10 protein-coding genes and 1 pseudogene are annotated in these 11,480 nt (G+C 37.9%); 1 reads left to right on the top strand and 10 read right to left on the bottom strand.

The window, feature by feature from the left end:
• Window positions 1-229: 229 nt before the first annotated feature.
• The 10 genes from IM319_RS07255 to IM319_RS07300 all read right to left on the bottom strand — a co-directional run bounded on the left by IM319_RS07255 (window position 230) and on the right by IM319_RS07300 (window position 10,524).
• Entirely contained in the window at window positions 230-1,678 is a 1,449-nt protein-coding gene (locus tag IM319_RS07255; protein WP_024970470.1) for a carotenoid oxygenase family protein, read from the bottom strand.
• Between the two features lie 57 nt (window positions 1,679-1,735).
• A complete protein-coding gene (locus IM319_RS07260) occupies window positions 1,736-2,419 on the bottom strand; it encodes a DevA family ABC transporter ATP-binding protein (protein WP_287735140.1) in 684 nt (227 codons plus the stop codon).
• Between the two features lie 32 nt (window positions 2,420-2,451).
• Window positions 2,452-3,624 (bottom strand): ABC transporter permease DevC, encoded by a 1,173-nt coding sequence (devC, locus tag IM319_RS07265; protein ID WP_200868386.1) that lies wholly within the window; start codon window positions 3,622-3,624, stop codon window positions 2,452-2,454.
• Between the two features lie 4 nt (window positions 3,625-3,628).
• Window positions 3,629-4,927, bottom strand: a complete 1,299-nt coding sequence (locus tag IM319_RS07270) for an ABC exporter membrane fusion protein (RefSeq protein WP_287735141.1) — start codon at window positions 4,925-4,927, stop codon at window positions 3,629-3,631.
• A gap of 11 nt (window positions 4,928-4,938) precedes the next feature.
• Window positions 4,939-5,913, bottom strand: coding sequence for a fatty acid desaturase family protein (locus tag IM319_RS07275; protein WP_287735142.1), 975 nt, complete (start codon window positions 5,911-5,913; stop codon window positions 4,939-4,941).
• Between the two features lie 167 nt (window positions 5,914-6,080).
• On the bottom strand, window positions 6,081-7,058 hold the full coding sequence (locus tag IM319_RS07280; protein WP_024970475.1) for a fatty acid desaturase family protein: 978 nt from the start codon (window positions 7,056-7,058) through the stop codon (window positions 6,081-6,083).
• Window positions 7,059-7,173: 115 nt separating this feature from the next.
• On the bottom strand, window positions 7,174-8,211 hold the full coding sequence (locus tag IM319_RS07285; RefSeq protein WP_024970476.1) for a fatty acid desaturase family protein: 1,038 nt from the start codon (window positions 8,209-8,211) through the stop codon (window positions 7,174-7,176).
• A gap of 52 nt (window positions 8,212-8,263) precedes the next feature.
• Window positions 8,264-9,412: a beta-ketoacyl-ACP synthase III gene (locus IM319_RS07290; RefSeq protein ID WP_287735143.1), complete on the bottom strand. Its 1,149-nt coding sequence runs from the start codon at window positions 9,410-9,412 to the stop codon at window positions 8,264-8,266.
• A gap of 63 nt (window positions 9,413-9,475) precedes the next feature.
• Entirely contained in the window at window positions 9,476-10,387 is a 912-nt protein-coding gene (locus tag IM319_RS07295) for a hypothetical protein (RefSeq protein ID WP_024970478.1), read from the bottom strand.
• Window positions 10,388-10,392: 5 nt separating this feature from the next.
• Window positions 10,393-10,524, bottom strand: a complete 132-nt coding sequence (locus IM319_RS07300) for an urease subunit beta (protein WP_353857184.1) — start codon at window positions 10,522-10,524, stop codon at window positions 10,393-10,395.
• 847 nt (window positions 10,525-11,371) lie between these two features.
• On the opposite strand from IM319_RS07300, the pseudogene IM319_RS07305 reads away from it, so the two are divergent.
• A pseudogene (locus IM319_RS07305) lies at window positions 11,372-11,480 on the top strand (AAA-like domain-containing protein); the annotation flags it as partial.

The raw sequence follows: 11,480 nt of genomic DNA on the forward strand, positions 1-11,480 counted from the left end.
TACCTAATTTTCAGGGAAAAAGTACCTGAATTTTCCCCCTGATCACTCCCATGCCTGGTACTTTTTGATTGACAAAAAGTCTAAAAGTCTTACCCAACAAGGTTTTTAGATTTATTCAGCAGACCCTATATAGCAGAGAGCGAGTTGGTTAGGACAGATGCCTGAAGGAATCTTACTCACCGCATCCACGAGGTTTTCACTATTACCGAGATGCGATTGCCCTGAGTGCTTACCCCACGTGCGGTAGTACCGTCGAGGGAAAGTATTGACCATGAAACCCGAAAGGAATGTGATGAGGAATTTTAGTTCTGGCTATTTCGACAAAAGAATGACCATCCAATATTAACAAAAAGGAATTGCCTTGGTTTCCATCTAAAACCACAGAAAGAATAATCCCTTCATCTTCTTGTTCGCTATTTGGTTCAGGAACAAAAATAGGTTCACCTGGATAACAGCCTTCTTCATACCATCTAGATATTTTTTGCCTGATAATATCAATTTTTAAGAGTTGATTAAAAAAGTCATTAGGTTGCTCCTGGGCGAATCCAATACCATAAACAAATTGATATTCTTTAGTCTGGCATTGTTTTGAATTGATTCGAGGGAATTCTAAAAATTCTTTAGATAACAATTCAGAGCTAACCGATTGGGATGATAAAGCTAGTTTATAACGTCTTAATTCTGGTTTAGATAGTTTACATCCTTGTGTATTTCTGAGATTACTTAAATAATAGTCATCAATTGCATAGCTCGGATAAGCGCAGATATCAATAATTATTTCATCTTGATTCTCGAAAGCATTAACCTGATTAAAGGCGAAACAAGCTTCTGCCTCATAAATACCACTTAATTTTCCTTCTTTTCTGTTGACAACTAGGAACCGAGTCGGTTTTTCAGATTTCCAGGTAAAATTCTCAATAAAGGGTTTTCCCTTTAGCTTTTGTGTAATCAAATTCATTGGATTCGTTAGTAAAGGAAATTCTGGCAAAATTATATAATTTTCAGTCAAAGCAAAGCTTTGTATATAAGCTGGTTCAGTAACAGGAATTGAGGTAATTAGTTGTCTTGTGGTTTCTCCAAAAGGAAGCCGATAAATATTATAGGTACTGCTTTGAGAAATATCTGTGGTCAGATTAATTATTTCTTGTTTCTCGAAATCTCGCCGCGGGTGTCCTGTTGTTAATAAGCCTGGCAACTTATCTGTATAGTCAAATTCTCCTAGTGTCTCTAAGGTATATGGGTCAAATTTTAGTAGATTATGACTACCAGTAATCGCTAGAAAATGCCCAGCGATTTCAGTTATATTTAAGTTGGCATTATCACTGATATTTAGATTTAAAAGTGAGCCAACATTCTGCCAAATTGAGCGATTTACGGAAGTAGCAAATTCATCTACACAAATTCTGCCTGCTTCTAGATTTTTTCGATAAGTTTCGCTCCGTAAAAAGCGATTACGATAAGATACTTGTCCTTCTTTAAAGGTAAATTTATGTATCATGGACAAACCATCAAAAAGATGGCGATATTGTTGATTACCTACTTCAAATTTGCTCGGCCCATTACGGAATAAGCTTCCATTAAGCCAAGTAGGTATTTCTCCTTGAATAGATAACTTGTCTAAGATGATTTCTCGTTCTAAAGTTGACAAACCTAGCTGAAACTTGTTACTGTTTGACATGATTTTTAAGGTTAAATAAGTAAATTATTAAACTGCTTTCTATTGAGATTATGACAGTTATTTTATCTTAAGTCTTCCATCTTCCATCTCTAGAATACGATCAGCAATATCTAAAATACGATTATCATGAGTGACCAAGAGAATTGTACATTCTTGTTCTTTTGCTAATCTTTGCATCAGTTCAACTATCTCTCGACCAGTATGACTATCTAAAGAAGCTGTGGGTTCATCCGCTAGAACTAATTTGGGATTACTCACCAACGCTCTAGCAATTGCTACTCTTTGTTTTTGCCCACCGGAGAGATCACGCGGATAATAGTTAATACGATGTCCTAAACCGACTTCTTTTAACATCATTTTCGCCTTAGCTTTAGCTTGTACATCCGTCAGATGGTCATGAAGTTCGACAGACATTTGTACGTTTTCTCTGGCTGTCATAAATTCTAACAAATTGTGAGCTTGGAAAATATAGCCTACTTGTCGTCTTACTCTGACCATCTTTTCTTCATTTGCTCGGTATAATTCTTGTCCTAAAGTTTGTAAACTCCCTTCTTGTACCGACCTTAATCCGCCAATTAAAGAAATTAAAGTTGTTTTACCAGAGCCTGATTGCCCAGTAAGAATAATAATCTCTCCTGCTTGTATTTCTAAATTAATATCAAACAAAACTTGTTTACACAATGATTTTTTACCATAAAAATGGCTTAAATGATTGATGATTACAGTTACTTCTTTTGACATCAGTTCGCTCCGAAAATTAAGTAAAGTAAAATCTAAAATATATCTGCTGGATCTACTTCCTGTAGCTTTCTAACAGCGATTGCTCCAGAAATAAAACAGATAATAACAGTTAAAATTAGAACCATTAAAGCTCTCTTTGTTTCCATTTCTATAGGTAAATTAGTCGCTTGTTGTGCAGTTTGATACATGCCTAATGTGATAAAAAATCCTGGTATATAACCAAGAACTGCTAAAATCAGAGCTTCTTGAAAAATAACTTTAAGAAGATATCTATGTTGATAACCCATAGCCTTTAGGGTTGCATATTCTGCTAAATGCTCAGAGACATTACTATAAAGAATTTGATAAACAATAATAATGCCAACAATACTACCTAAAATAACCCCAAAAGCAAAGACAAAACCAATCGGAGTAGTTGTATTCCAATATTCTTTTTCAAATTCCATCAATTCTTGGCGGCTCATAACTCTGATATCTGGCGGTAAATAATCCTTGAGCTTAGGAATAACTTGTGCAGGATTATAACCTGGATGTAATTGAACAATTCCGAGATTAATAAATCCTTTTTGTCGTTGTATAAAGATTCTCAAAAAATTTAAGTCACTGGTAATTAAAGTACCATCAGCACCAAAAGATGTTCCTAGCTCAAACAATCCTACTACGGTGATTTTACGATTATTCGGACCTCGATCGCCAACTTCAGTTTCTACCTTTCCTTGCTGATTAAATAATTCAACAACCGGCCCAAATTCTGGCCGAGATGCGGCATCAAATAGAACTACATCTGGTTCTTGAAGCTTATCTATATTATTATTGACACCAGCTAAATTAAAAACATTTTTAGCTAATTCAAAGCCAATTATATAAATATTCCGCCAGTAGTTTCTAGTTTGAGGATTTTTCCATTGAGAAAATCCTAAATAGATAGGAATGACCCTTTTTACTTCAGGGAAAGCAAGTGTTTGATATAAGCGGCGTTCAGAAAAGTTTTCCATCGCAATTAAAGATGTTGAACGAGGACTTAATAAAAAAATATCTCCTTCTAGTTTACTATAAAGGGCTACCGCACTATCAAATAATGCTACTCTGAGACCCAACTGCATAAAGATCAAAACTACAGCAAAGCTAATGCCCCCAATTGCAACCATTAAGCGCATTTTTTCATGCTTTAATTGTAACCAAGCTGTAGATATTTTCAAAATCATTATCTTATTTTTTATTGGAAGTATTGATAATAACTTTAACTTGTAAATTCGTTAAATTAGCAACTTTCTGACTAGAATCTGGAGCAAGGCGAACCTTAACCTCAACTACCCGCGCATCAACATCAGCAACTGGATCTGTTCCTAAAATATCCTTTTTGCCAATCGCTAAACCAATTTCCTCTACTGTTCCTTGTAATTGCCCAGGGAAACCTTGACTGATAATGGTAGCTTTCTGACCAAGTTTTACGCGATAAATATCAGTTTCGTAAACTTCAGCGCTCACATACATTTGTTCTGTTCGTCCCAGTTCAACAATGCCCTTATCACTGATCAATTCTCCCGGCCAAGTCCTAATTTCCAGAATTTGTCCAGTGAGAGGGGACTTAACATAGGATAGATCGAGTTCGCTCTGAGCCTGTTTCAATGAGGCTCGTGCCGACTTCAGTTCTGCTTCGGCTAAAGATGTATCCACAGGACGAACTTCAGCAATTTCTTCTAAGGTTGCTTTGGCTTCTTCTTGCTGTTCAGCTAGGGTTATCTTGGTGCGTTTAAGATTGGCTTGGGCTTCATTGATCTGTTCTTGACGGGTGAGAATAATTTCTGTCAGGTTCACTTCGGCCTCGATAACTCGTTTGACTGCTGTTTTGTCAGCCAAACAGATTTGATCTCTTTGAGAAGAGCTTGTCGCACCATCTTGATAAAGAAGTTGATAGCGATTACATTCATTTTTCGCATTATCCATCTCGGCTCTCAGGCGTTCAATTTCTGCTTGTTTAGCCGCTTTTTGCCCTTTTAATTCAGCTTTCAACCTTTCAATGGTAGCCTCTTGTGCGAGAATCTGTCCTTCTAGTTCAGCTTGCAAGTTTTTAATTCTTGCCTTCTGAGCTTCGATTTCTCCTTGTTTAGCCCCAGCCTTAACCTGTCTCAGTTTAGCCTCGGCAACTAGCACTTGAGCTGCTGCTTTTTGTACTGCTTCTGTCAGACGGGGGCGACTATCAAGAGTGGCGATGACTTGGCCGATTTTTACTTTATCTCCTCGTTTAACTAACAATTGTTCCACTCTAGCTCCTTCCGCAAAAGCAGGGGCAGATAAGAGAACTACTTCGCCTTTGGGTTCTAAAATACCTAAAGCCGAAACAGATGGAGGTACTCTAGCAGGTTCGGATGTTGCTGTTGCAGAATGAGATATCTCTAATTCAGATTCAGTTTTTAACAGCATAAAACGATAAATTACTCCCATACTTATAGCGGCAGCTATGGCAACTGTTAGCCATAATAGCCACTTTTTTTTTGATTGAGTCAAAAATATTAACTTCATTTAGATAAAAAATAAGGTTCAATATTTTCCTGGCTTCCATAATAGTCAGTAGTTAAGGCATGAAGAATAATCTGCCTGTAACCGTTAATAACTAAATAGGGTTGTTCGGCTTTGGTTGCCGCAAAAATTTCGGGCAAATATTGATGAGATAAATGAGGATAACGATGGTGTACTTGATGATAATTGATGTGACTCCATAACCAATCAATTAAGGGATGAGTCATTACCATCCAGCTATCAACCTTTTGTGTTCCTTGTGTCAAGGTTTGTTGTCCCCGTTCAGGAATTGAATGGTGTTCACCAATATTGCGAATAGCAAATACAGTGGGCAGAATGACAAAGGTAGGAATGACAGTGAACCAAATAGAAATTCCTAGTAGAGGAATTAGATAAAAGTAGAAGACAATCGCTAAAGTTAAGAAGCCCACATCTTTCCATGCTTCCCCACGCTCTTTAGCTGACTGACTAAAAAGATGGCTGATCACTATTTTGTAACGATTCATCAATCCCATCAATGGACCCAAAGTTAAGGCAAACCAGAGAGGGTGATTATTCATCGGTTCTTCTGGATCTACCCCTTGATGATGGGTATAGCGATGGTGAGTAAAATGAAAATCTCGAAAATCGTAGTAAGGCAATAACGATAATGCCCACAAAATCCCTCCCCAGAAATCATTTAAAAATCTATTTTTGAACAGTGTCCAATGAGTACCTTCATGACCCAAAATGCCCAGACCCATAATTAGTATAGCATTGAACGTACCCAAGACAAGAATTAGTATTCCTTTGATGAACAAGGATAAGTATAAGTAAAGAGAATTACTTACCCATGTCTTATCAATGTTTTCAATACTTATTTGAGTCAAGAAAAAAGAAAATATTAAAAGGGAAATTAATGTCCAAGACTTTAACAAGTTCTCTACTTGGGGCAAAACCTGTTCTGTATGTTTGGGAACCTTAACCTTACTCATTATCTAGTCCTCTCTAATTACAGTGATACAAGTCAATCAGAATAGTTACGAACTCGACCCATTTGGTCGATTTTTGCCTAACAATTGAGATGGCAAATTCTCCTCAAATATGCCTGAATCGCCTTCTGGGTAAGCAACCCACATAAAGCTAATTTTGTCAAGCATTGTTAAGATGCACTTACCCTGTCTTTAATGTCTGTATCGCTACCATAATATTTTTGGCTTAAAGCCCGAAAGACAGCAGACAAATATCCATTAATGACAATATAGGGTTGCTTATCCTTAGTAGCAGTAAAGACTTCTGGTAAATAAGGATAATGTAGATAGGGATAGCGATGATGAATTTGATGGTAATTGATATTGCTCCAAAGCCAATCCATAATGGGATTACTTAAAATCATCCAACTATCAACTTTTAATTCAGAATTGTTACTGTTTGCGTTTTGAGCAGGGATTCCATGATGTTCGGAAACATTACGAACCATAAAGACAAAAGGAAGGAATACTAGCAGAGGAAAAACTGTATAGACAAGGGAAAGATGGGCTAAAGGAATTAGATAAAAGTAAAATATCAGTATCCAAGAGATAAAGCCTACATCTTTCCAGCCTTGACTGCGTATTTTGGGGGAGTCACTTAGTAAGTATTCTCCCAGAGTTTTATAGTGAATTCCTAAGCCAATAAGGGGTCCAATTGTTAAAGCCAAGAAAGTTGAGTGATTATTAACTGGTTCTTCTGGATCTTTACCAGGGATATGGGTATAACGATGATGGGTTAAATGAAACTCCTTGAAAGAGTAGAAAGGGATTAACAAGAAGGAGATAAAAATACCACCACAAAAGTCATTCCAAAATGGATTATTAAATAATCCTTTATGGGCAGCTTCATGACCTAATATACCTAGTCCCATGGCGAGAATAGCATTTATTATTGCCAAACTTACGACCCAACTCCACTTCAAGGCAAAATGCCATCCATTATTTCCGTTGGAAAGAGTAGAAAATTGACTGTCAATTATATTTACTCCCGACTGGCTTAACCAAAAACATCCCAAAATTAGAGCCAATAAGGTTAAGGACTTGAACAGATTCATTCTTTCAGGGATAACCTGTTCTTTATGCTTGGGAACTGAATACGTTGTCATCATGGGTTAACCTCGGGTAATTTGAGATTTGTGAAGATTTTTCTGAACTAGAAGCTAGGAGCAATTTTTGAAAATTAGGAGTGAGGGAAGTTATCCCGTCACTCCTAAATAATACTGTCTAAACAGAAGGTTGGGTGATGAAAGGTTCAATTTCTTCCGGTTTAGAATAGTATTTAAGTTTGGTATTGTACCACAAACAACGCCAATAACCTTTGGCTACAGCATAAGGCTGCTCGTCTTTAGTAGCTTCATATATTTGAGGTAAGTAGTGGTGTGACAGATAAGGATAGCGATGATGTACTTGTTGATAATTGATGTGACTCCACCACCAATTCATTAAAGGATTTGTTAAGACCACCCAACTATCAACTTGATATTTATCATATTTAGTATCTTGGATTTCTTCATCGGTTGAGACAATGAGTTTGTAGCTTTTTCGTTCTGCCGGAGAAATGGCTGGCACGAAAGCATAATGATCGCATAATGCTCGGTATGAATAAACTAAAGGAACTAACAAAAATGTGGGGACAAATGTGTACCAAAGAGACATTCCTAAAAGGGGCAAAAGGTAAAAGTAGAAAGCTAAGGAAAAGCTAATAAAACCTAAATCTTTTAAGCCTCGTACCCCCTTCTTCCAATCACCTGCCCAAAACCCTGATAGATTAGCGGCGACAATTTTATAGTGTTGATAGAGGGCAATAAAACCACCAAAAATAAAGGCGATTATAAAAGGGTGGTTGTGTAGCGATTCTTCTGGATCTAGTCCTATTTGATGCGTATAACGATGGTGGGTTAAATGAAACTGGCGGTTAGCATAAAAAGGAAGTGTCATTACTAAGGAGGACAAGAGACCTCCTAATAGTTCATTCCCAAAGCGATTTTTTACCAATACACCATGAATCCCTTCGTGAGCAACTACACCAATTCCCGTTAATAACATACAGTTAAAAATTGCCAAGATAATGATTGCTGACCATTTCAAGACGATATAGAGAGGGTTTTGGGAAGCCAAAAAATAAGTATCTAGCTGATTAGCAGCTATTTGGGCAGTGGAAAAAGATGCCAACAACAAAGAAACAAATAAACTGGCCTTGAATAAGTTGCTAACTTGGGGAATTATTTGGTCTGACGGTTTGGGAATGGTAAATTCTTTCATTGCTTACTCCTTAATTGGAAGTGATAGAAGAGAGAGATAGTGTTTGCAAAGTTTAAACAACAGTCAAGTGTATGTAGGCGTAGGAAAAACGCGAACTCTCAGGCACGAGACAGAAGATTGTCTCACCTTTTTGTAGTGGGCCTGAATAGAGCAGTTCTTCCAACATGATGAAGATAGATGCTGAGCCAGTGTTGCCTTTTGTGGTTAAATTCGTAAACCACTTTTCATAAGGAATAGGAACGCCAGCTTTAGCAATTTCGTTATGGGTTGGCTCCCGGAAAAATTCCGATGAGTAGTGAGGCAAAAACCAATTGATTTTATCAGAATCGAGGTTACGTTTTGCCCGAACTATTGAGAGTCCCTTCCCTCCATAAGGGATCACATTTTCCCCTAGTAACTTAACATCTTGTTGTACCGCAAAATAACTTTCTTGGTAAACTTCATCAGGATTCTCAACCTCTCGCCAGCCTTTTAAAGAACCATCTTCAAGTTTTTTGGCTCCCATATACATACAAGCTCCTAGTTCATTGGCATAAGAAATATAATCAATCCAGTCGATTTTTAAGGAAAGTCCATCGGGACGAGGAGCATTTTCAATTAATACTGCACCAGCAGCATCAGAAAGCATCCAGCGAATAAAGTCTTTCTCGAAACCCAGAGTAGGATTCTGACTAAGTGCAGCGACTTTTGAGTCAATTTCTGGTTGGAAATAGACACTGCGAAGTGCATTGGAGACTAGCTCAGAGCCGGTGGTAATAGCATTTCTGGTTAGCCCCGACTGGACATTCATGTAGCCATACTTGAAAGCACTCACTCCAGCACAACATACTCCAGCAGTACTGGCGACTTCGCAAGGGGGAAATCCGAGTTCGCCATGAACCATAAGTCCATGATGAGGAAAAAGTTGGTCTGCGCCTGATGTTCCACAGACAAGACAATCAAGTTCCTCTAAAGAAAAATTGACTTTCTCAGTAAGATTACGGATTGCTTCGGCGGTTATTTGAGCATTGTTATGAGTCTGTTTCCCTGTAACCGGATCGATAGCGTAATAACGAGTTTTGATACCGTTATTGTTAAGAATACGCTTCTTTGAACGGGAGGGTTTACCATTGACCATCCCTAAAACATTTTCGATTTCATCGTTGGTAACAGGCTGATTGGGTAAAAAGACACCGATTCCGTTAATGTATGCTGAGGACATGGTATTCACACCTTAATAGATAGTGTTAACAAGAGCAATTAAGAGGATGTGAGCTATTCTACATTAGGCTCCACTAGCGGTAGATTTAAGAACCTGAACGTAGCTATCCAGTTTCGGCTGCAACCAAGGGCGAAAAATTAAGTTAATAAGTGCGGAAACAAACAAAACTACCGGAATTAAGAGGACAAGCTGCAAGGAAAATAGTAGAATAATTGGTACTCTTGTCCGACTTCCCTGTTTTCCAAACAAACGAGCAAGTTTTGCCCAAGGTCGATAGAGAATTCGTCCAATCTGTTCGGGAATGATATAGCGTCGATTGACTGAAACAGGCTCAAGTTTTTTAAGTAAAGAAGAATTACCCAAGTTATCAATGTTTTTGGCAATTACTTCCCCAAAACGTGACAGTGAATTAATTTCCTCATCCCGGAAGCCTCCTGGAGGTAACACTCCCATTAAAGAGTCTTTTTTGCCTGTTAGCACCATTCTGGGGGTAGTAATAAAGGTGACCAGGGGGGAACCTTGGTGAGTTATTACTATATTATCAATGTGAATACCCCCTGCATCTTTAATCATCTTTTTCATCATTTCCGAAGCAGAATGCCACATATTACGACAGCAAATTAAGGTAATGATTTTGGTATCCTCCAATACCTTGACATATTCTGATTGAAAAAATCCCTGGATTGGTAATGAGGGAGCTAAATACCAGACCTGGTAAGCCAAAACCACCAAGTTAAATCGCTCATTCGGGTTAAAGTTCGGCGTTTTAATTGCTGAGGCTTCTTGATTGATACACTCAGGGAAAACATCAAAAAATTGATAAAATTTCCAAGGATAATCATAATCGACATTTGGACTAATATTTTGCCAAGTAATCTCAACATTAGAAAGGGACTTGAGCGGACTCAGCAATGATCGAGCTGCCTGCTCAACCGAGCCTGACTGAGAATAGTAAATTACCAAAATCTTGGTCATGACAGTTATTCGGTTCCTGTAATAAAATGGACAGGATTGTAAAGGGAACCCACTTGAATCGGTTGATCGCCTGTATTAGCCACAAAAATACCCAGGGTGTTACGACCGACATTAATCTTGCTGGATGGTGTGGTAATTTCTCAGAAGTGTTGAATCCTGCAATAAAACTTCACAAAACCAGTATTTTACTGATGCTCAATTATATTCACTATTGAGAATGTAGTCAATACGCAGTCCTTTTTGGTATCATCAGAGCGAATACATAACTTGGTCATGATCTTCAAAATCTTAACATTCAACACTTCTGGTAATCTCGCCTACCACTGTAACTGCTAAAAACAGACAATGTTGAATCCGTACATAAAACTTTACACACAAGCTGACGAGAACAGGAGTTCGCTTAGAGAGATTAAATTTACCTAAAATGCTCGATAAATTAAGTATTCGCCGTAACCTAGCCAAAAAAGGCTGCTATTTAGGGTTTGCTGAAAAAGTTTTTCCTGGGGGTAGGGTGTGGGGTGTGGGGTGTGGGGTGTGGGGTTTTACCAGTTTTGAGGTGGCCAATTACCTAATTTGCAGGGAAAAAGTGCCTAAATTTCCCCCCGATCACTGCCATATCCAGGACTTTTTAATTGACAAACGGTCTAAAAGTCTTACCCAACAAGGTTTTTAGCTTTATTCAGCAAACCCTATTTAGGGACGCTATAGGGTAAGATTAGGGTGGAGTTTATTGCCGATTTTAATCTTGTCCTAACCGAGCAAAATTGACAATTGAATGTGTAATTTTAAAAATATATAGCGTTTCCTGTTCGCACGAGGTACATTATCGATGTTGAAAAGCTTAATCGGCAAAGGTTTAAGCGTGCCACACAGATGGGAGAACCGCTATAGTCATTTCAGATAAGTCTGATACAGTCTAGACCGACAAAACCCTTATTAAATCTGGGATTGATATTCTCAATCTTAATTGAAATGACTATATCTATCCCACTTTTGCGCTGTTGGCACGAAGAAGCTAATAATTTAGAATCTGGCAGAATTTGCGGTTAGCGATTGCTAATTCCACGGAAATCTATATTCAATTGGACGCTAA

The organism is Microcystis sp. M113S1 (genome assembly GCF_020246945.1).
Classification (GTDB): Bacteria; Cyanobacteriota; Cyanobacteriia; order Cyanobacteriales; family Microcystaceae; genus Microcystis.

What these genes read in the sequence shown, in the direction of transcription:
- IM319_RS07255 (WP_024970470.1), bottom strand. Translation starts at nt 1,678, where the DNA reads ATGTCAAACAGTAACAAGTTTCAGCTAGGTTTGTCAACTTTAGAACGA.
- IM319_RS07260 (WP_287735140.1), bottom strand. Translation starts at nt 2,419, where the DNA reads ATGTCAAAAGAAGTAACTGTAATCATCAATCATTTAAGCCATTTTTAT.
- devC (WP_200868386.1), bottom strand. Translation starts at nt 3,624, where the DNA reads ATGATTTTGAAAATATCTACAGCTTGGTTACAATTAAAGCATGAAAAA.
- IM319_RS07275 (WP_287735142.1), bottom strand. Translation starts at nt 5,913, where the DNA reads ATGAGTAAGGTTAAGGTTCCCAAACATACAGAACAGGTTTTGCCCCAA.
- IM319_RS07280 (WP_024970475.1), bottom strand. Translation starts at nt 7,058, where the DNA reads ATGATGACAACGTATTCAGTTCCCAAGCATAAAGAACAGGTTATCCCT.
- IM319_RS07285 (WP_024970476.1), bottom strand. Translation starts at nt 8,211, where the DNA reads ATGAAAGAATTTACCATTCCCAAACCGTCAGACCAAATAATTCCCCAA.
- IM319_RS07290 (WP_287735143.1), bottom strand. Translation starts at nt 9,412, where the DNA reads ATGTCCTCAGCATACATTAACGGAATCGGTGTCTTTTTACCCAATCAG.
- IM319_RS07295 (WP_024970478.1), bottom strand. Translation starts at nt 10,387, where the DNA reads ATGACCAAGATTTTGGTAATTTACTATTCTCAGTCAGGCTCGGTTGAG.